Genomic DNA, 19332 nt, shown 5'->3' on the forward strand with positions numbered 1-19332 from the left:
ACTGACGCCAGGGCGCTGGCTGCAAGTCGCCGGGTACATGCAACGCGGCTGAGCACACCCACGATCGTTCAATACCGTCGCGCGGATCGTGCGTAAGCTCGAATCGTCAACATTTGAGCGGAGAGAACGATGCCCCAAGCCCCCAAACATCCCACCATGCATGCCGACCGTGGCCAGTGCCGGGCCATCGACCTGATCGACAAGATCGCGCTGATCGACGGTCACTGGCAACCGCGCGTCGTCGCTGAAATGAACGACTATCAGTTCAAGGTCGTGAAGGTCGAGGGAGAGTTCCAGTGGCACCGCCATGTCGACACCGACGAAACCTTCATCGTCCTGGAAGGAGAACTGCGCATCGACGTCCGGGCGGGACCCACGGGCGACGGGTCGATCGTGCTGCGTGCCGGGCAGATGGCGGTGGTGCCGAAGGGCGTCGAGCACAAGCCCTGCGCGAACGCGGAAGTCAAACTGCTGCTGATCGAGCCGCGCGGCGTGGTGAACACGGGTGACGGTGCGGCGGGCGAGCGCACCGTCGAGAACGACCAGTGGATTTGACCCGCCCTCCGGCATTTGTCGGGGCGGTACGATGTTGTAACCCCGCGGCGACTACAACCACCGCCAGATGCCCGCCGCAATCGCGGCGAGCGGCAGGTGGGCCCAGGTCGCCGCGAGCCAGACGATAAGCCCACCAAGGAGCGCGTGCGAGCCAAATCCGGCCAGCCGAGCCCGGCCGGTGACGATCGCCGCAAATGGAAGGTAGCTCGTCTTGGCCTCCCAGTCCGGCCAGCGGTCTGGCAGCAGCCGTTCCTTTTTCTGGTCCTGCAATGCGGCGCCTACAAGGGCGAGCACGATCATTGCCAGCGCGACCACGATGTTCCTCGTCACCGGATACACAGCGATATGGCACACGCCCCAAAGCGCGAAGGCCCACATCATCGGATGACGCGTCACCGCAAACACGCCGCGCGCAGCCTCCGGGAAGGCGCCCGGGCGGCCAACCGTGGGCAACGCCGGATTTCGGATCAGGGATCCCATCAGCAGGATCGAGGCGATCAGCATGACCACCGTCACCACCGCCCAGATCCCGTCGCCAGGCACCCACAGCGGTGACGAAACCGGCGCTCGCTTGTAGGTCATCACCATCCACCCAAGCGTCAGGAAGGCGACCAGCGAATAGATGCCGAGAAACCCCTTTTCGCCGACCGCGCGAACCAGCGCTCCCCGCAACGGATGAGACAGCAGGAAATGACTGCCCACGAAGGCGACTGACGCCACCACCACCGCACCAATACTTCCCATTGCCCGCCTCCCACGATCTGGATGATTGGTTGACCGTATTGCAGTATGGTTGATGTCCACCGCGAGAGCATCAATGAGGAAAACTGCATGACCATCTCCGTCCGGACCGAGCGTCCCGAGGATGTTGAAACCATCGCCCAACTCACGGAAGCGGCGTTCAGGGGCGAGACCCACTCGAGCCACACCGAAGCCTTCATCATCAACGGCTTGCGTCGTGCCGGATGCCTGACGCTCTCGCTGGTGGCGGAGGATGAAAGCGGGATCGTCGGCCACGTTGCAGCCTCGCCCGTCACCATTTCCTCCGGCAATTCGGGCTGGTATGGCATTGGGCCAGTCTCGGTATTGCCAGATCGGCAGCGCAGGGGCATTGGCTCGGTGCTGATGCTGGCGGCGCTTGATGAGTTGCGACGCCTTGGCGCACGCGGTTGCGTCGTGCTGGGTGAGCCTGCCTATTACGGCAGATTCGGCTTCCAGGCCGATTCCCGGCTGGTGTTGCCCGGCGTACCGCAGGAGTATTTCCAGACCCTTGCCTTCGGGCCCGACGTGCCGGTAGGCACCGTGCGCTATCACGATGCATTCGACGCCACGGAGTAGCCGTCGCCCGCGCCAATCTGGTGAATCGGGGCGCGCGCCGGCTGGCCCGAATCCTGCGTCACCTACGATCGAAGAGTAGAAGCGTTCAACCGCCCCGCCCTTTCCAGGCACCGGGGCGGCAGGAAATTGCTCTTGAGTTCCGTGTCCATCCCGGAAGTCGAGAGCCGCATTGCCGCGATATGCGTGTGTCTTGCTCCCGGGACGGACCGATCGGCCCACATTCCCGAACCCGGACACCCATGACCAACGCCACCCTTCCCCTCCACGAGCTTGCCCGCGAATCACGCATGGGCGCCCATGGCTCCGAAACCGACACGCGCGAGATCCGCTGCATCGACCTGTCGGACTTCGACACCCGCAAGCCAGAGATTACCGATCAGCTCTGGCGTGCCGCCACCGACATCGGCTTCTTCCAACTGCGGCACCACGGTATCGACCTGCCCGCCATACGGCAGGCATTTGCCATGGCCGAACAATTCTTCGCATTGCCGGAGACGGTAAAAGCCCGGTATCCATTGCAGAAAGCCAACAACGCGGGCTGGGAATCGCGCGCGCAGGTAAGGCCATCCACCGGCACGCCGGACCAGAAGGAGTCCTATCAGATCACGCGCCCACACATGGCGCCACTCTGGCCTTCGGAGACCGAATTGCCCGGGTTCCGGCAGACGATGCTCGAATTCGAGGCGCAATGCTGGAACGTGGGAATGAAGGTGCTGTCCTGCTTCGCCGACAGACTCGGCTTCGACACCGACTTCTTCTCGCGCGCGCATGACCCGGCCGCGCCGGATTACCAGAGCACGCTACGGCTGCTGCATTACTACGCGATTCCACCCGAGGCGCAGGACAAGCTCGACCTGTGGCGCGCCGGCGCCCATACCGATTTCGACTGCCTGACGCTACTGTTCCAGCGCGAAGGCCAGGGTGGTCTGCAGGTGTGTCCCGGCAAGGAGATGGATGCCCAGGCCTGGACCCCGATCGCGCCGATCGAGGACGTGGTCACCTGCAACATCGGGGACATGCTGATGCGTTGGAGCGACGACCATCTGCCGTCGAACTTCCATCGCGTCCGGAATCCCGCGCCGGGAGAGTACATGGGCCCGCGCTACAGCCTTGCGTTCTTCTGCCAGGCCAACCGCGATGCGGTGATCGAAGGGCCGTCGAAGCGGTATCCGGCGATTACGGCAGGTGATTTCCTGCGGCAAAGAGTCGCGGCGAACTTCAAGGCCTACTGAGGCACTGATCCCGCTCGATCCCGCCCGCCCAACAAAAAACCCCGGGCCTTTCGGGCACGGGGTTTCAAGTCGCCCGGCGCCGAGCGATCGGCACCGGACTGACGACTACCAAAGATGCGGGCGATCAGGCCGCAGCGTCCTTCAGCTTCTTCAGCGGACGCACCTTGACCTTGACGCTGGCCGGCTTGGCCGGGAACCAACGCTCTTCGCCAGTGAACGGATCCTTGCCGAAGCGCTTCTTCTTGGCCGGCACTTGCTGTGCGGTCACCTTCAGCAGGCCCGGCAGCGTGAATTCGCCAGCACCCTTCTTGTTCAGTGCGCTGACGATGGTGTTTTCGAGGTGTGCCAGCACCGTCTTCACGGCCTTGGCTTCCAGTTGGGTCTGGGCTACCAGGTGAGCGACCAGGCTCGACTTGTTGAAGGTGTCCTTCAGCGGCTTCGGAGTCGGTGCGGCAGCGGCGGGAGCAGCCTTCTTGGCCGGAGCGGCCTTCTTGGCAGCAGCCTTCACAGGTGCCTTCACGGGTGCCTTGGGTGCCGCGGCCTTCTTGGCAGCGGGCTTGGTTGCGGTCTTCGCGGTCGGTTTCGCTTTGGTCGCCATGTCTATATACGAGAGTTGAAGATAGTGTGCCGGCCGATCGCAACGTTTGGCATGTTGCTGAACGTCAGTGCCGGTACGCACTGAATCATAGCGGAAACGGCCAGAAGTAAAGGGGTTTTCGTACATGCCGCAGGGCAAACCAAGTGAAAACCCCGTGTTTTGTAGCTGGTTTGCATCAGCAAACACGCTGCGGAGCGTTACGTCCCCCCACTTTCGCATTCCGCGAGCGTCGCGCGACGGCGCGTTTTCGGGTCATTCAATGCGCGTGCGCCAGCATCGCATCGCGCGTTTCACGCGCCAGGCCAAGCGCGAAAGCCGTCTCCGCGACGAGGAAAAGCGGCCCCACCAGCAGACCAACCAGATCGTCGACGAACGCCGGCTTGCGACCCTCGAAGTAATGCCCGACGAACTGGATGACCCAGCCCACGACGAACAGACCGATGCCAGATGCCAGCCACGCGGCCGTCGGCAACGCCGCAAGCCACGCGCCGGCCCACACGAAAAACGCCAGAATCACGGCCATTACCACGCCGAAAGCGAACGACAGGCGCAGGTAAAACAGGCACGAAAGCGCGTAGACGATCATCGCCGGCGTCAGGTATCGAGCGCCGTCACCAAGCGGCAGCGCGGGCCGGCCAAGCAGCGCCGTCACGGCCAGGACGATCATCGGGATGCCGATGAAATGCGTCACGACGTTGCGGGTATCACGGTGATAGGCAGCGTAGTTCGACAGGTGATCGATCAGGGTTTTCACGGGCGTCTCCGTAGTTTTTTATGCTTTGGCGCAAGGTTCGCATCGCGGCCGTTGCGGCCTTATAGTAGTCACGTCCCGTGCGATTCGGTAGCGTTCCCCCTTCCGTTCGAGCGCCCCCACTAATTCCCGCCAGCCCCCCACCATGCTTGCCGCCGACGAAATCCCCGCTCTCCACCCCGACCAGTTGGTCGCCTGGCTGCGACGCATCGGCATCGCAGAGGTTCCCGACGCCCCCACGCTACCGGTGCTGAACACGCTGATCGCGGCCCAACTCGCGCACATCCCGTTCGAGAATCTCGACGCGCTGCTCGGCCGCCGGGTGTCGATCGATCTGCCCTCGGTATTCGAAAAACTCGTGGCGCAGGGCCGCGGCGGCTACTGCTTCGAGCAGAACACCCTGCTCTGCGCCGGCCTCAAGGCACTCGGTTACGCAGTGACGCCGCTTGCAGCGCGCGTGCGCTGGCATGTGCCGGAAGCCACGCCGACGGGGCTGTCGCACATGCTCCTGCGCGTAGAAGTGGCGCACGAAAGCTATATCGCCGATGTGGGCTTCGGCGGGCCGACGCCGGACCGCGCCTTGTCGCTATCGCTGCCGCCGGATGAAAACACGCCCTATCGTCTGCATCCCTCCCCGGCAAACGCGCTGACGGGTACGGGTTTTCACTGCCTGGATCTGACGGTGCCCGACGTCAGCGACGACGCTTCGGGTTGGCAACCGATCTACCGTTTCGACCTGACCCCGCAGCCCTGGATCGATTTCATCGCGCGGAACTGGTACGTCTCCACGCATCCAGACAGCCACTTCACCCGTACGCTGATGGCCGCGCGTACCGACGGCGACACCCGGCTCGCGCTCGCCAATGGCAACCTGAGCGAGCGCTCGCCCGACGGCAGCGTGCGAAAAACCGCCCTGGCGTCGGCCGACGCCGTGATCGACACGCTGGCAACGCGCTTCCAGATCCGGCTCGATCCCGCCTTGCGCGCCGCGCTGGCGACACGACTGCCAGCGGTGCTCGGATAGAGACCCGGCCGCCATTCCGCGCAGCGGCACACGCCATGCATCGCGTGAATTGCCCGCAGAAAGTTTGCTGATACAGGCATCCTGGCACCGCTTTCGTTATGGACTGAGTCCTGGCGCCTGCCCATAATGTCCCGGCCAATCACCCATCCAGACAGCGGCAATGACCGCTGTCAAACAACAGGAGACGCCATGTCATTGTTCGATCTGTCGGGCAAGGTAGCCATCATTACCGGTTCTTCGCGCGGCATCGGCCGGGCCATCGCCGAGCAGCTTGCCATCCAGGGCGCGAAGGTCGTCGTCTCCTCGCGCAAGATCGAGGCCTGCCAGGAAGTCGTCGACGCCATCAACGCCAAGCACGGCGCGGGCACCGCGCTGGCCGTGGCCGCCAATATCTCGTCGAAGGATGCACTGCAGCATCTGGTGGACGAAACCAATCGCGTCTACGGCAAGGTCGACGTGCTGGTCTGCAACGCGGCATCGAACCCCTACTACGGCCCGATGAGTGGCGTGAGCGACGAGCAATTCCGCAAGGTGCTCGACAACAACGTGATCTCGAACCACTGGCTGATCCAGATGGTGGCGCCGCAGATGATCGAACGCCGCGAGGGCTCGATCATCATCGTGTCGTCGATCGGTGGCCTGCGCGGCTCGCCCACGATCGGGGTCTACAACGTGTCCAAGGCCGCCGATTTCCAGTTGGCCCGCAATCTGGCCGTGGAGTTCGGGCCGCACAACGTACGCGTGAACTGCATTGCCCCGGGCCTGATCAAGACCGATTTCGCACGTGCCCTCTGGGAAGATCCGGTGCGTTACAAGCAATCCACCGAGAACGCGCCGCTGCGCCGCATCGGCGAACCGGTGGAAATCGCGGGCGCGGCCTGCTATCTGGCTTCCGCCGCCAGCACGTTCATGACGGGCCAGGCACTGGTTGTTGACGGGGGCGTTACCATCTGACGATTGTTTTTGCGGGAGGCCATGCATGTCGCAACAACCGCAGCAACAGCAGCACCAAGAGCACCAGCAGCAGACGCAGCAATCCCGGCCGCCGGAGGCTGGCGCCGGCCAATGGCCGGTCATGTCCCTGGCCGAAGCGCACGCCCGGCTGACCGCGCCGGGCGCGCCGTTCGAAACCGAGACGCGCGTGATCCGGGGCATCCCGACCACGGTCTGGAAGAATGCGCCACCGACGCTGCGCGATCTGTTCCTGATCGCGGCAGCCTGGGGCGACAAGACCTTCGTGGTCTACGAAGAGGAGCGCGTCAGCTATCGCGCGTTCGCGCAGGCGGCCACGACGCTGGCCCAGCAACTGGTACGCGACGGCATCCACAAGGGCGACCGCGTGGCCGTGGCCATGCGCAACCTGCCCGAGTGGCCTGTGGCGTTCTACGCGGCAATTCTCGCCGGCGCCATCGTCACCCCGCTCAATGCGTGGTGGACCGGTCCCGAGCTGGAATATGGCCTGGCCGATTCGGGCAGCCGCGTTGCCATCGTCGACTACGAACGGCTGGATCGCATCACGGAGCATCTGGCAGCCTGCCCCGATCTCGAACGGATCTACGTCGTGCGCGCCCCCGCCAATGCGACCTTCGACGACCCGCGTATCGTGCCGCTGGCATCGGTAATCGGCGAATCGGATGCGTGGCCGGCACTCCCCTCGCAATCGCTCCCGGTCGTCCCCCTGGATCCGGACGATGACGTGACGATCTTCTATACGTCCGGCACCACGGGCAAGCCGAAAGGCGCCGTCGGCACGCACCGCAACGCCTGCACGGTGGCCGTGTGCGCGCAATTCAGCCCGCTGCGCAACCTGCTGCGCCGTGGCGAGCCGGTGCCGGAACCGAATCCGGACGCCCCACAGAAAGGGGGATTGCTGGCGGTGCCGTTCTTTCACGTCACCGGCTGCATGTCCATCCTGAATGGCACGCTCGCCACCGGCGGAAAGATCGTCTTGCTCTATCGCTGGGACACGCTGCGCGCCATGGAACTGATTCAGGCGGAGCGCTGCACCGGCGCGGGTGGCGTGCCGACCATCGCGTGGCAGATTCTGGAGCACCCTCAGCGCGGCGAGTTCGATCTGTCGTCGCTCGAGAACATGAACTATGGTGGGGCCCCCGCCTCACCGGAACTCGTGCGCCGGATCAAAGAGGTATTCCCACATGCCGCACCGGGCATCGGCTGGGGTATGACGGAAACGTCAGCCACGTTCACAAGCCACAGCGCCGAGGAATACATCCATCGTCCCGACAGCGCCGGCCCGGCGCTGCCGATCTGCGAGATGAAGATCGACGATGGATTCGGCCGGGCACTCCCGCCCGGCGAGGTCGGCGAGTTGCTGGTCCGCGGCGCCAATGTGGTCCACAGCTACTGGAACAAGCCCGAGGCAACCGCAAAGACCTTCGTCGACGGATGGCTGCACACCGGCGACGTGGCGCGTATCGACGAGGACGGATTCCTCTATATCGTCGACCGCATGAAGGACATGCTGATCCGTGGCGGCGAGAACATCTACTGCATCGAGGTGGAAAGCACGCTATACGATCATCCGGCCATCATGGATGCGGCGGTGGTAGGCATTCCGCACCGCACGCTGGGGGAGGAGCCCGGCGCGGTGGTCAGCCTGAAGCCTGGCATGAAGGCAACCGAGGCCGAACTGCAGGAGTTCGTGCGCGCGCGTCTGGCGGCCTTCAAGGTGCCGGTGCGCGTGATCGTGCTGGAGGAGATGCTGCCGCGGAATCCGAACGGGAAAATCCTGAAGTCGAACCTCAGGAAGCTGTTCGCGGCTTGATTGTCTGAGGTGACGCCCCCTCTTCCGCAAACGGGAGAGGGGCGCAAACCGTCAGTCTCTGAATATCACTTCACCGGAATCGGCGTCCCCGCCGGCACCGGCACGGCAGTGACCGAGTTCTGCGGGCTGCCGGACACGATCCGATCCGAATACGTCAGATAGACCAGCGTATTGCGCTTGCGGTCCACTGCGCGCACCACGTGCAGCGTCTTGAACAGGATCGACATGCGCTCGGAGAACACATCCTCTTGCGCCTTCACCGGACCCTTGAACGTAATCGGCCCCACCTGGCGGCAGGCAATCGACGCCTCTGGCGGATCTTCGGCCATGCCGAACGTGCCCTTGATGCCCCCGGTCCGGGCGCGCGAGACGTAGCAGGTCACCCCGTCGACTTGCGGATCGTCGTAAGCCTCGATAACAACTTTATCCGATCCGGTCATGCGGAAATTGGTGGAAACACTGCCGATCTCTTCGGCCTGTGCCGCGCAGGCAAGCATACCGATGGCAAGGCCTGCGGCCATGCCGATACGAAGTCTGGTCATGTCGGGGTCACGGTGTGGAGCCTTTGATCTCGTCGTGGCGACGTTCCATTTCCTGGCGCAGCGCGCGTCGCTGCTTGGCGGCTTCGAAACGCTGGCGCTCCACTTCGTCACGCGGCTGCAGCGGCGGCACTTCGGCCGGCGCACCGTTGTCGTCAACGGCGACCATCGTGAAGTAGCAGCTATTGGTATGGCGCACGACCTTGCTGCGGATATTCTCGGTCACCACCTTGATACCGATCTCCATCGAGCTGCGGCCCGTGAAGTTGACGGCAGCCAGGAACGTCACAAGTTCGCCCACATGGATCGGCTGGCGGAACATCACCTGGTCCACCGACAGCGTAACCACGTAGCGGCCGGCATAGCGGCTGGCGCAGGCGTAGGCCACCATATCGAGGTATTTCAGGATCGTGCCGCCGTGGACATTGCCGGAGAAATTGGCCATGTCCGGCGTCATCAGCACGGTCATGGAAAGCTGGTGGGACAGATCGTTCATCGCAGGAAATCCAGATTCGGGCATTCAGGCGCCGGCAGTGTAACTCGCCGCGTGCGTGAATGGGAGCCCGGTCCACCCCAGCCATGCAAGAAACTTCCGACAAAAGAAAAGCGGCCCCTCAGGCCGCTTTCTTTGCTTCTCAGACGCGATGTGCTTACTTCTTCTTGTTCACAGCGTCCTTGAAACCCTGACCTGCCGAGAACTTCACGGTCTTGGCCGCAGGAATCTTGATCGTTTCGCCGGTGCGCGGATTACGACCGGTGCGGGCAGCACGTTTGCCCGAGCTGAAACTGCCAAAACCCACCAGAGTGACCGAGTCGCCCTTGGCTACTGCCTTCTTGATACTGTCCAGCGCAGCGTTCAGCGCGCGCTCGGCGGCGGCGTTGCTGAGTTCTGCTTCCGCGGCGATGGCCGATACCAGTTCACCTTTATTCATGGCTGATTTCCCTTGTTGGTCGTCGTCACCGGACTTTTTACCGCATGGCAGAAGTCCGATCGGCGCAGTCTAATCTGCCCTTTGTGCCTTGGGCAATCCCCAGTGGCACCAATGCAACGAAAACTGCCGGAAATCGTTCTGTGGCAAGACTTAGCGGGCGTTCTCCCCCTCTTTTCCGAGAATCGAAACATCACTTTTTGCGGCTGTCTGCTGTACCGAATATCGCACATCGGCATTCCCGGAGAAATTGCCGTACCCGTCACTGGAACGTTCGGGTCCCATTTGCCAGGCATCAATCCCTCCAGACTCAACAACGCCCAGTTCAGGTGCAATGCACCGTTTCGGGTCTGCTTTGACAACACAACGTGCGCCATCACGGCGCATTTACGCCATATTCCCTCTTTTTGGGCGTTGGTACTCCGCGGCTCAGCGTGACCCGAAACGCCATCCAAGTGCGCCACGCACTGAGTTTGCGCGGTTTTTCGGCGTTCATGCCCAGATCTGGAACGGCTTTTGCATACCCATGCTCCCATTTTGAGCATGGGGCAACGATGGACAACTTGAAAACCGGTACGGATGCAATGTTCATCCTGCTTGGCGCGATCATGGTGCTAGCCATGCACGCGGGATTCGCATTCCTGGAGCTTGGCACCGTCCGCAAGAAGAATCAGGTCAATGCCCTGGTCAAGATCCTGGTCGATTTCGCGGTCTCGACGATTTCATACTTTTTTATCGGTTATACGGTCGCCTACGGTGTGCAATTCATGTCCGGGGCAGATGTACTGGCGCAAAAAAGCGGCTATGAGCTGGTGAAGTTCTTCTTCCTGGCCACATTTGCTGCGGCCATCCCGGCGATTATCTCGGGCGGTATTGCCGAGCGCTCGCGATTCAACCCGCAACTGGCAGCCACGTTCGTGCTGGTCGGTTTCGTCTACCCCTTCTTCGAAGGCATCGCGTGGAACAACCGATTCGGCATCCAGGACTGGATCGCCTCCGTGACCGGTGCGCCGTTTCATGATTTTGCCGGCTCGGTGGTGGTCCACGCGGTCGGTGGCTGGATCGCGCTGCCGGCGGTGCTGCTGCTGGGCGCACGCCGCGGCCGCTATCAGAAGGATGGCCGCATCAGCGCGCACCCGCCTTCGAATATCCCGTTCCTCGCGCTGGGCGCCTGGGTACTGGCGGTGGGCTGGTTCGGCTTCAATGTCATGAGCGCGCAGACCGTCGACAAGATCAGCGGCCTTGTCGCGATCAACTCGCTGATGGCAATGGCGGGCGGCACGCTGGCCGCGTGGTGGGCCGGCCGCAACGATCCGGGCTTTGCCTACAACGGCCCCCTGGCAGGCCTGGTCGCCGTTTGCGCGGGCTCGGACCTAATGCATCCGCTGGGCGCGCTGATTACCGGCGCGGTGGCGGGTGTGCTGTTCGTTCATCTGTTTACGCTGGCGCAGAACAAGTGGCACATCGACGACGTACTCGGTGTCTGGCCCCTGCACGGCCTGTGCGGCGCCTGGGGCGGCATCGCCGCGGGCATCTTCGGCAGCCACGCGCTCGGCGGTATCGGCGGCGTCTCGATCGTGGCCCAGCTTATCGGCACGGCCATGGGGATCGTGATTGCCCTGGTGGGCGGCACCGTGGTCTACGGCACGCTGAAGAAGGTCGTCGGCATTCGCCTGGACGCTGAGGAGGAGTACAACGGCGCCGACCTGACACTGCACCGCATCTCCGCTACACCGGAGCGCGAAACGAGCTGGTAATCGACGCGCTTGCAGCCTCGAATCGCCCCAAATAAAACGGCCGGAATCATCCGGCCGTTTTACTTTGTGTTCACAAAGATTAACTTGAACTTTGATCTCGACGCGCCCAATAATGCCCTTGGACTCCCGAAGATACGCCGCCACAGGCGTGTCTTGCAGCCCTGGCACCATCCACACCGATTTGCGCTGATTCTGACGTGCCTGATTTTCACTTTTCCATAAAGAACTGGAGCGTGCCCCCATGGATACTTCTTCGTTGCAAAGCATCCGCGATGTGATTTATGGCTATGCCACTGTTTTCGGCGTCAAGATCCTTGCCGCCCTCGCCTTCTGGGTGGTCGGCCGCTGGCTGATTCATTTCGTGGTGCGCATGGTCCAGAATTCGCTGGCCAGGCAGAAGGTAGACCCGACGCTGCTGCGCTACGTTGGCTCGATCGTTACCGTCACGCTGAATGTCGTGCTGGTCATCGGCATCCTCGGCTACTTCGGCATCCAGACTACGACGTTTGCGGCGCTGATCGCCGCAGCCGGTGTTGCTATCGGTATGGCCTGGTCTGGCCTGATGTCGAACTTCGCGGCCGGCGCGTTCCTGGTGGTCCTGCGTCCGTTCAAGGTCGGGGATTTTGTATCCGTCGGTGGTGTCACCGGCACGGTGCGCGAGATCGGCCTGTTCTCCACCACGCTCGACACGCCCGACAACGTCATGACGGTCGTCGGCAACAACAAGATCTTCAGCGACACGATCCAGAATTTCTCGGCCAATGCGTTCCGCCGGGTCGAATTGAAGGCGCAACTTGCCGGGTCGACGGACGTGGCAGCCGCCACGGCTTTGCTCAAGGAAAAGATCGCGGCCATTCCGAACGTGCTGACCGAACCGCCCGTCGATGTCGAGATCCTTGAATTCACGTTGGTTGGCCCGGTCTTGGCCGTCCGCCCCTACTGCCATACCGATCACTACTGGCAGGTCTATTTCGATACCAATCGCACGATTCGCGACAGCTTCGGCCAGGCGGGCTTCCAGGCGCCGATGCCGGCCCAGGTCGTGGTGATGCAGAACGCGCCGGCCGTATCGGTAGCATCGGGCACGCCGGCAAACCAGGCGGCCTGAGCTTGATCCGGCCAGGCAAGTTCGGCGGGATCAGGTTGCGGATTGGGAGCGCTGCCGCATACCTGCCCGCCCGTAGAGACGCAGCACGACCGCGCCACTGCCGCAGACAGCCATGACAACGGCCAGCGGCAACGCGGTGCCATCGTGCCAGAGGCTGACCGCCGCGCCTGCCAGCGTGCCGAAGCCGAACTGCAACGTGCCCATCAACGCCGAAGCCGTGCCGGCGCGATGACTCTGATGGGATAGCGCCAAAGCCGAGGCGTTGGGCGTGATGCAGCCAAGGCCCGACAGGAATGCGAAGAAGCAGACCAGCAGTACCGGAAGCGTTGCCCAGCCGATCAGGGCTGTGCCGGCCAGGACGAGACCTGCCACGCAAGGCGCGAACAGCGCCACGCGCAACACATCGTCAAGCGCGCGCGCCCGCACCAGGCGGGTATTGACCTGCGACATGCCGATCAGGCCAAACGCATTCGCCCCGAAAACAAAGCCGTAGTGGGAGGGATCGATGCCATGCAGTTCGATCAGCACAAACGGCGACCCCGCAATATAGGCGAACATGCCGCCCTGCACGCATCCCGCCGCCAGCGAATAGCCGAGAAATTCGCGATCGCGCAGCAACTCCCAGTAGCTGCGCAGCACTGCAACCGGATGCAGTGTCCGGCGGCGCTGCACGTCGAGCGACTCCTCCATGCGTACGTGGACGAACCACAGCAGCAGCACCGCTGCGCCACAGTGAATCCAGAAGATCGCACGCCAGCCGGAAGCCGCCAGCACCGCGCCACCAATCAGCGGCGCCAGGATCGGCGCCAGGCCCATCACGAGCATCAGCGAGGAGTACGCCCGCGCCGACTCATGGGCTTCCATCCGGTCACGAATCACCGCGCGCGAGACTACCAGGCCGGTACAGCCGCCAAGCGCCTGCAGGAACCGCCAGAGCATCAACGAATCGACGGTCGACGCCATCGCACAGCCTGCAGCCGCCGCGCCGTAGATCGTGAGTCCGACGTACAGTGGCGGCTTGCGGCCGAAGCGATCGCTGATCGGGCCGTAAAACGCCTGTCCAATCGCCAGCCCAACCAGAAACGTGCCAAGCGTCAGCTGCACCTGTCCGATGTCGGTATGCAGATCTGCTGCCAACGCCGGGAAGCTCGGCAGGTACATATCGATGGACAGCGGCGCGATGGCGGTCAGCGATGCGCAAATCAGAAGCCAGAGGGGAAAACGGGAGGACGATGGCGCGCCCTTGGTCGACGTCATGAAAGGGTTCCGGAAACGCAAGGCGCAATTGTTGCACAGCCGGCAAATGCGCACCGGCCCACCCGTCGGGGAAGCAAGGATGTTGGCATCGATCGCCAGGCAACCCGCCACCGGTGCGGAACATTGTTGGACTGGCTTTCACGCGCGGCGGGGTGGAGGGTACAATGCCTGCCTGTCGGCTCGGATGTTGCACCGACCACGCAGTCAGACGCATCGCGGGAGACGGATCACGGGAACCGTCCCCGGCACCGTTATCCTGCATGACCATACGATATAAGCCGTTAATTGCCTCGCTGAGCCTGGTTGCGATCGCAGCCCTGCCGCCGTTGCCCGCATGGGCCGCGCCGGGCAGGCCGACCGCGACGCCGGCTCCGTCTTCCGCGCCCGTGGCGGTGGACGAAGCCGACGCCCTGGCGAGAATGCTCAAGGGTGCCGCCACCGGTCAGAACACGGGCGCCGCCGGCGTGCCGGAACTCCTGCGCAATACCAATCGCCCGGACAGCGTGCTGGCGCGCGCCTGCCGCCAGCTCAACGATGCGCTGCCGATCGAGATCGACGGAGAGACTCGCCTGCGGCGCTGTCAGTCGATTCCAGGCAAGCACATCCTGTTTCAGCTGGAACTGACCAACTACCGTGGCCCGATGCTCGACCTCGCCAGCTTCGAGGTCAACTACGCGGCGCCGCTACAGCGCAACATCTGCGCTAACCGCGACGTCGAGATCCTAACCAAGCTCGGCATCAGCATGATGTTCCGCTATATGACTCGCAACGATCGCGGCGAGCGTCGTGTCGGCGACGTCTATATCAACGCCCCGATCTGTACCGCCGCGTTGCGATAACCCGTTTCAAACAAGTGCCACACGCCTGCATGCAGGCGGATTCGGCATCGGCCAGAGTGCCATCCTCAAACCGATGCTGTCGTGGTCCCTTCGCCCGAAGATGCCATGGAGTGTGAGGGCGCAGCCCGAGCCAATATCGTGCCACGGCATAACTGGAAAAGCGCCGGTCTCCCCTTCGCGTCCGGATGCCGGACAAACAAAAACGGCAGGCTTCAAAGCCTGCCGTTTTTGATTCCAGCGATGCGTCCCTCAGGCCGCCCGTGGACGCAATGGCAACACGTTCGGCGCCCGGCGCATCAACACGCGCGTTTCCTTCCAGGCGCTGTCCGCCAGTGGCGAACCCCAAACCAGCTCATGCAGCCTGGCCAGCGCGAACGGATCGCCCAGCAACACGTGCTTCTGCGCAGCCGAGAGCGACTTCGGCCCGTTCGTCAGCGCGTGCTGCACGAGCGCCGCGTGTTGCAGCCGTGCCGCTTCGGGCTGGATCTTGCGCGCGGTACCGGTGGCGCACATCAGCGCGTTGGTCACCGGATCGACCACGGCATCGACGAAGCCCGGCACCTCCTGTGCATTCTCCACATGCTGCTGCGTCTCCACGATCTCGCGCGGCACGACAGTTTCCTCGGGAATCATGAACAGGCCCGCGCGACGCGCGGCACGACCCAGGGACACCCGCGACAGCATCACGGACAACGGAATCGACAGCGCAAGCGACCCAACGATTGGCAGCAGCCACCAGATGAAGCCCGGGCTGATCCAGTAGACGCCTGCGCCCCACACCAGTCCCAGCAGCGTATGCCAGCCGTGGCGACGGAATGCCTCGCCCCAGGTGGTCTCGGCGTCCTCGCGCGGTGGCGACTTCCACGAGATCCCCCAGCCGCTATAGGCTGCGATCACGAACTTCGTGTGGAACAGCATGCGCGTCGGTGCCAGCAGGGCCGACATCGTCATCTCCAGCAACATGCTAATGAACAGCCGCACCACACCGCCATACTGCTTGGCGTCCTTGAGCAGCAACAACACGCTGGCCAGCTTGGGTAGGAACAGCAGCGTGGCCGTTGCCGAGAACAGCGCGAGCGCCTTCTCCGGATGCCACTCCGGCCAGGTTGGGAACATCTGGTACGGCTTGGTGAAGTACTCGGGCGGCACCAGCGCGTGCTTCGCCAGCGCGGCCGTGGACAGCAGCAGGAACAGGAACCAGAGCGGCGCCGACACGTAGGCCATGATGCCGGTCAGGAACACCGCGCGGTGCACCGCGTGGAAGCCCTGTTTCATCCAGAGCCGGAAGTTCATCAGGTTGCCCTGGCACCAGCGGCGGTCTCGCTTGACCTCGTCGAGCAGGTTCGGCGGCAATTCCTCGAACGAACCCGGCAGGTCGTATGCGATCCACACGCCCCAGCCCGCGCGGCGCATGACCGCTGCCTCGACAAAGTCGTGGGACAGAATCTCGCCAGAGAGCGGACCCTTACCCGGCAGCGGCGCCAGGCCGCAGTGCTCCATGAACGGCTTGATGCGAATGATTGCGTTGTGGCCCCAGTAGTGCGATTCACCAAGTTGCCAGTAATGCAGGCCAGCCGTAAACAGCGGGCCGTAGACGCGAGTGGAGAACTGCTGCACGCGCGCGTAAAGCGTGTCGCGGCCGACCGCGAGCGGCGCGGTCTGGATGATGCCTGCACCTGGGTTGGCCTCCATCAGCCGCGTCAGCGTGGCCAGGCAGTCGCCACTCATCACGCTGTCAGCATCAAGCACGATCATGTAGCGATACTTGCTGCCCCAGCGGCGGCAGAAGTCGGCCACGTTGCCGGTCTTGCGCTTCACACGGTGGCGACGCCAGCGGTAGTAGATGCGGCCGAATCCGCCTACGGCGCGGCACACTTCCATCCACGCGTCATGTTCGGCCGTGCGCAGATCGGGATTGCCGCTATCGGACAGGACGATGAAATCGAAATGCTGCAGCTCGCCGGTGCGCTCGAGAGATTCGTAGGTCGCGCGCAAACCGGCGAAGACGCGCGTCACGTCTTCATTGCAAATCGGCATGATCACGGCCGTGCGGGCGGCGGGATCGATCGGCGCATCGCTCGCGGCACTGCGCGATATCAGATGGCGGTCACCGCCCTTGGCCAGTACCAGAAAGCCCATCATCGCCGTCCAGAAGCCAGCCGACACCCACGAGAACAACACGGCGAACAGCACCAGGATCGCCACTTCGAGCGGATCCGCACCGTGATACGGCAGTACCTTCGCCATGAAATACGTGGCCAGCGCGGTCTGGATGACCACCAGCGCCAGCAGGAACCAACGACGATGCGACCCAGCGGGATGCCACTTGCCTTCGGCATCCGGGCCGTCATGCAGCGTATCCCAGGTTTCTGGGACCGGCGGCCGGCCCAGCATCTTGCGCCAGGTATTGCGAATCCAGCCCGAGATCACATGCGGTGGCCACTGACGCGGCACCATGGACGCGCGCTGCGGCTCCGGGCCCGTGTCCACGCGCACGGTGCCATCATCCCGACGCTGCAGCAACGGGGCGCCATCGACCTGTGGATTGCCGTACGCCATCGCGAAGCGTCGGGGCACCGAGGCATATGCAGCACCACCGGCCGTATTCCGCGTATTCAGATCCGCGATGTCCTTCTCCTTCGGGTCACGCCCAGCCAGGCGCCATTGCAACTCCGTCATCGCCGACGGCACTTCAATGCCCTCAGCCGGCAGGCTCGACACAGCCGGAGACAGGGCATCGGCCAGCAGTTCACTACGTACCTCGGGCGAAGCCGGCAGACGATCGACATAGCGCTCGCATACTGCCGCCGCCTGGGCCGGTAACTGCTTTAGCCTGGGGGTAAGATGTAGCTCCATGTTTCGGAAAGGGTTGTATTGCCGTTGCGAAGATAGCCGCGCAACTCAACCGGCTTGTTCTCGTCCTTGCGCCGCATGAACATCGTCATGCGCCAGCCACCCGTGGCCTCATTGCGCTGGACTGTTGTCTTGAGCAGTTCGCCATTGGCGTCCGCCGAAATCACTGCATCCAGTCTCGCGTCATCGGGCAGTTTCTTGAAGGCCGGGCCTTCGAAATCCACCATCAGCGAGAAGCTGGTGTCATCCTGCTTGCGCGTAAGGCCCTGCCCACGGCGCGTTTGCGTGACCCATGACAGCGGCGGCAGGTTCTCGCCATCCTTCTGCCACTTCAGGCGGTACTCGTAATCGAATGCCTGCTTGGGTTTCGGCGGGCTGTCGGGCACCCAGAACGCGACGATGTTGTCGTTGGTCTCGTCGGGCGTTGGAATCTGCACCAGCTCCACGCGGCCCGAACCCCAGTTACCCTTCGGCTCCACCCAGGCACTCGGACGGCGCTCATACCAGGCTCCGATCTCCTGGTAGTTGTCGAAGCTACGATCGCGCTGCATCAGGCCATACCCTTGCGGATTGGTGGCGGCGAACGATGTCACCAACAGTCGCTTGGGGTTGACCAGCGGACGCCAGATCCATTCGCCGGTACCAAGCTGCACCGACAGGCCATCGGAATCATGCACCTCGGGCCGGTAGTCGGTGTCTTGAGACGGCTGGTTCTCGCCAAACAGATACATGCTCGTCAGCGGCGCCAGACCCAGCTTGGTCACGTTCTCACGCAGGAAGAGACGTGACTTCACTTCCATCACGGTCTCGTTGCCGGGCTTGATGACGAACCGGTACGCGCCACTCACGCGGCGGGAGTCCATCAGCGCGTAGATGGTCAGCTGCTTGTCGTTGGCCGCCGGTCGCTCGATCCAGTATTCGACGAAGCGCGGAAACTCCTCGCCCGAGTTCAAGGCCGTGTCGACCGCCAGGCCGCGGGCCGACAGACCATACCACTGGTCCTTGCCCAGCGCGCGGAAGTAACTCGCGCCCAGGAACGACGCCAGCTCATCCTTGCGCTTGCCCTGGTTCAGCGGATACAGCAGCTTGAAACCGGCAAACCCGAGTCCCTTGAGCTTGGCCGGATCCACCCGGTGAGAGCCATAGTTGAACGCGGAAGGATCGAATCGGAATTCGCGCACGCTATTGCCGACCACCTCGTTGATCTTCACCGGCTGGTCGAACACCATGCCCTCGTGGAAGAACGACACCTCGAACGGCAGCCGCTGGCCGCGCCACGCGAAGCGTTCGGGCTTGTACTCGATCTCGCGATAACGCTCGTAGGGAAGATCCTTCAGTTCGCGCGGCAAGTCGTGTTTCACCGGCTTGTACGGCGACGCCGACAACTGACGCGCGCGCGCCGCCACGGTCTCGAAGTCGAACGCGTGCGCAGTCACCACCATCGCCGCCAGCAGGCCGCCACCAATCCATCGCCCAAGACCGGACATCCTCGCCGATAAGCGCCGCGCAGGCGCCGCGGTCGGAATCTGGTCGTGGCGAATTGAAGGTGTAATGGCGGTCATGAAGGCCCGGGAGTGGGTTAACGGAAGCAGCGACCCGATCATGTGGCCGGATCGTGAATCTTCAACATGCGGAAGCAGCAAGAGATGAGCCAGGGTGCTGCGCAACGACGCCCGCGTCGGCATATCCGTGCCAGTGCCAGATAGGCCCACCGCAGGACAGGTTTGATGGCTTTGTTGCATTGCGATGCGAAACCTTAACAATTCG

18 protein-coding genes are annotated in these 19332 nt (G+C 63.2%); 9 read left to right on the forward strand and 9 right to left on the reverse strand.

The window, feature by feature from the left end; translation table 11 throughout:
- The first annotated feature begins 129 nt into the window (after positions 1-129).
- Positions 130-555, forward strand: coding sequence for a cupin domain-containing protein (locus tag RMET_RS24355; RefSeq protein WP_011519172.1), 426 nt, complete (start codon positions 130-132; stop codon positions 553-555).
- Between the two features lie 51 nt (positions 556-606).
- Here RMET_RS24355 and RMET_RS24360 read toward each other — a convergent pair whose 3' ends face one another.
- Positions 607-1299: an NnrU family protein gene (locus RMET_RS24360; protein ID WP_011519173.1), complete on the reverse strand. Its 693-nt coding sequence runs from the start codon at positions 1297-1299 to the stop codon at positions 607-609.
- Between the two features lie 87 nt (positions 1300-1386).
- Between RMET_RS24360 and RMET_RS24365 the strand changes: the two genes are divergently transcribed.
- On the forward strand, positions 1387-1893 hold the full coding sequence (locus RMET_RS24365; protein WP_011519174.1) for a GNAT family N-acetyltransferase: 507 nt from the start codon (positions 1387-1389) through the stop codon (positions 1891-1893).
- A 239-nt stretch (positions 1894-2132) separates the two neighbouring features.
- Complete coding sequence (locus RMET_RS24370; protein WP_011519175.1) at positions 2133-3125, forward strand: isopenicillin N synthase family dioxygenase; 993 nt, start codon at positions 2133-2135, stop codon at positions 3123-3125.
- Positions 3126-3249: 124 nt separating this feature from the next.
- Here the strand turns inward: RMET_RS24370 and RMET_RS24375 are convergent, their stop codons facing one another.
- Both RMET_RS24375 and RMET_RS24380 read right to left on the reverse strand, forming a co-directional pair.
- Complete coding sequence (locus RMET_RS24375; protein ID WP_008651289.1) at positions 3250-3723, reverse strand: HU family DNA-binding protein; 474 nt, start codon at positions 3721-3723, stop codon at positions 3250-3252.
- Positions 3724-3979: 256 nt separating this feature from the next.
- The gene (locus RMET_RS24380) at positions 3980-4477 is read right to left on the reverse strand and encodes an Mpo1 family 2-hydroxy fatty acid dioxygenase (protein WP_011519177.1); all 498 of its coding nucleotides are present in this window, start codon (positions 4475-4477) and stop codon (positions 3980-3982) included.
- A 142-nt stretch (positions 4478-4619) separates the two neighbouring features.
- On the opposite strand from RMET_RS24380, the gene RMET_RS24385 reads away from it, so the two are divergent.
- The 3 genes from RMET_RS24385 to RMET_RS24395 all read left to right on the forward strand — a co-directional run bounded on the left by RMET_RS24385 (position 4620) and on the right by RMET_RS24395 (position 8283).
- The gene (locus RMET_RS24385; protein ID WP_011519179.1) at positions 4620-5498 is read left to right on the forward strand and encodes an arylamine N-acetyltransferase family protein; all 879 of its coding nucleotides are present in this window, start codon (positions 4620-4622) and stop codon (positions 5496-5498) included.
- Positions 5499-5687: 189 nt separating this feature from the next.
- Entirely contained in the window at positions 5688-6452 is a 765-nt protein-coding gene (locus RMET_RS24390; RefSeq protein ID WP_008651283.1) for an SDR family oxidoreductase, read from the forward strand.
- Between the two features lie 25 nt (positions 6453-6477).
- On the forward strand, positions 6478-8283 hold the full coding sequence (locus RMET_RS24395; protein WP_011519180.1) for a class I adenylate-forming enzyme family protein: 1806 nt from the start codon (positions 6478-6480) through the stop codon (positions 8281-8283).
- 65 nt (positions 8284-8348) lie between these two features.
- Here the strand turns inward: RMET_RS24395 and RMET_RS24400 are convergent, their stop codons facing one another.
- The 3 genes from RMET_RS24400 to RMET_RS24410 form a co-directional block, all read right to left on the reverse strand.
- On the reverse strand, positions 8349-8825 hold the full coding sequence (locus RMET_RS24400; protein WP_011519181.1) for a CreA family protein: 477 nt from the start codon (positions 8823-8825) through the stop codon (positions 8349-8351).
- 7 nt (positions 8826-8832) lie between these two features.
- The gene (locus RMET_RS24405; RefSeq protein ID WP_017515742.1) at positions 8833-9318 is read right to left on the reverse strand and encodes an acyl-CoA thioesterase; all 486 of its coding nucleotides are present in this window, start codon (positions 9316-9318) and stop codon (positions 8833-8835) included.
- A 154-nt stretch (positions 9319-9472) separates the two neighbouring features.
- Complete coding sequence (locus RMET_RS24410) at positions 9473-9754, reverse strand: HU family DNA-binding protein (protein ID WP_008651272.1); 282 nt, start codon at positions 9752-9754, stop codon at positions 9473-9475.
- A gap of 551 nt (positions 9755-10305) precedes the next feature.
- Between RMET_RS24410 and RMET_RS24415 the strand changes: the two genes are divergently transcribed.
- The gene (locus tag RMET_RS24415) at positions 10306-11508 is read left to right on the forward strand and encodes an ammonium transporter (RefSeq protein WP_011519184.1); all 1203 of its coding nucleotides are present in this window, start codon (positions 10306-10308) and stop codon (positions 11506-11508) included.
- 241 nt (positions 11509-11749) lie between these two features.
- Positions 11750-12616 carry a mechanosensitive ion channel family protein gene (locus RMET_RS24420; RefSeq protein ID WP_011519185.1) on the forward strand — a complete coding sequence of 289 codons (867 nt, stop codon included), beginning with the start codon at positions 11750-11752 and terminating at the stop codon, positions 12614-12616.
- A gap of 30 nt (positions 12617-12646) precedes the next feature.
- Here the strand turns inward: RMET_RS24420 and RMET_RS24425 are convergent, their stop codons facing one another.
- The gene (locus RMET_RS24425; RefSeq protein WP_029306338.1) at positions 12647-13873 is read right to left on the reverse strand and encodes a Bcr/CflA family multidrug efflux MFS transporter; all 1227 of its coding nucleotides are present in this window, start codon (positions 13871-13873) and stop codon (positions 12647-12649) included.
- Between the two features lie 260 nt (positions 13874-14133).
- On the opposite strand from RMET_RS24425, the gene RMET_RS24430 reads away from it, so the two are divergent.
- Positions 14134-14712: a hypothetical protein gene (locus RMET_RS24430; protein ID WP_017513713.1), complete on the forward strand. Its 579-nt coding sequence runs from the start codon at positions 14134-14136 to the stop codon at positions 14710-14712.
- 249 nt (positions 14713-14961) lie between these two features.
- Here RMET_RS24430 and mdoH read toward each other — a convergent pair whose 3' ends face one another.
- Both mdoH and RMET_RS24440 read right to left on the reverse strand, forming a co-directional pair.
- A complete protein-coding gene (mdoH, locus tag RMET_RS24435) occupies positions 14962-17568 on the reverse strand; it encodes a glucans biosynthesis glucosyltransferase MdoH (RefSeq protein ID WP_029309904.1) in 2607 nt (868 codons plus the stop codon).
- Complete coding sequence (locus tag RMET_RS24440) at positions 17541-19052, reverse strand: glucan biosynthesis protein G (protein WP_175582387.1); 1512 nt, start codon at positions 19050-19052, stop codon at positions 17541-17543. The genes mdoH and RMET_RS24440 overlap by 28 nt, the downstream gene beginning before the upstream one ends.
- Positions 19053-19332 lie beyond the last annotated feature (280 nt).

The sequence above is a fragment of the Cupriavidus metallidurans CH34 genome, from assembly GCF_000196015.1.
GTDB lineage: Bacteria > Pseudomonadota > Gammaproteobacteria > Burkholderiales > Burkholderiaceae > Cupriavidus > Cupriavidus metallidurans.

What these genes read in the sequence shown, in the direction of transcription:
- RMET_RS24355 (WP_011519172.1), top strand. Translation starts at nt 130, where the DNA reads ATGCCCCAAGCCCCCAAACATCCCACCATGCATGCCGACCGTGGCCAG.
- RMET_RS24360 (WP_011519173.1), bottom strand. Translation starts at nt 1,299, where the DNA reads ATGGGAAGTATTGGTGCGGTGGTGGTGGCGTCAGTCGCCTTCGTGGGC.
- RMET_RS24365 (WP_011519174.1), top strand. Translation starts at nt 1,387, where the DNA reads ATGACCATCTCCGTCCGGACCGAGCGTCCCGAGGATGTTGAAACCATC.
- RMET_RS24370 (WP_011519175.1), top strand. Translation starts at nt 2,133, where the DNA reads ATGACCAACGCCACCCTTCCCCTCCACGAGCTTGCCCGCGAATCACGC.
- RMET_RS24375 (WP_008651289.1), bottom strand. Translation starts at nt 3,723, where the DNA reads ATGGCGACCAAAGCGAAACCGACCGCGAAGACCGCAACCAAGCCCGCT.
- RMET_RS24385 (WP_011519179.1), top strand. Translation starts at nt 4,620, where the DNA reads ATGCTTGCCGCCGACGAAATCCCCGCTCTCCACCCCGACCAGTTGGTC.
- RMET_RS24390 (WP_008651283.1), top strand. Translation starts at nt 5,688, where the DNA reads ATGTCATTGTTCGATCTGTCGGGCAAGGTAGCCATCATTACCGGTTCT.
- RMET_RS24395 (WP_011519180.1), top strand. Translation starts at nt 6,478, where the DNA reads ATGTCGCAACAACCGCAGCAACAGCAGCACCAAGAGCACCAGCAGCAG.
- RMET_RS24400 (WP_011519181.1), bottom strand. Translation starts at nt 8,825, where the DNA reads ATGACCAGACTTCGTATCGGCATGGCCGCAGGCCTTGCCATCGGTATG.
- RMET_RS24405 (WP_017515742.1), bottom strand. Translation starts at nt 9,318, where the DNA reads ATGAACGATCTGTCCCACCAGCTTTCCATGACCGTGCTGATGACGCCG.
- RMET_RS24410 (WP_008651272.1), bottom strand. Translation starts at nt 9,754, where the DNA reads ATGAATAAAGGTGAACTGGTATCGGCCATCGCCGCGGAAGCAGAACTC.
- RMET_RS24415 (WP_011519184.1), top strand. Translation starts at nt 10,306, where the DNA reads ATGGACAACTTGAAAACCGGTACGGATGCAATGTTCATCCTGCTTGGC.
- RMET_RS24420 (WP_011519185.1), top strand. Translation starts at nt 11,750, where the DNA reads ATGGATACTTCTTCGTTGCAAAGCATCCGCGATGTGATTTATGGCTAT.
- RMET_RS24425 (WP_029306338.1), bottom strand. Translation starts at nt 13,873, where the DNA reads ATGACGTCGACCAAGGGCGCGCCATCGTCCTCCCGTTTTCCCCTCTGG.
- RMET_RS24430 (WP_017513713.1), top strand. Translation starts at nt 14,134, where the DNA reads ATGACCATACGATATAAGCCGTTAATTGCCTCGCTGAGCCTGGTTGCG.
- mdoH (WP_029309904.1), bottom strand. Translation starts at nt 17,568, where the DNA reads ATGGAGCTACATCTTACCCCCAGGCTAAAGCAGTTACCGGCCCAGGCG.
- RMET_RS24440 (WP_175582387.1), bottom strand. Translation starts at nt 19,052, where the DNA reads ATGTCCGGTCTTGGGCGATGGATTGGTGGCGGCCTGCTGGCGGCGATG.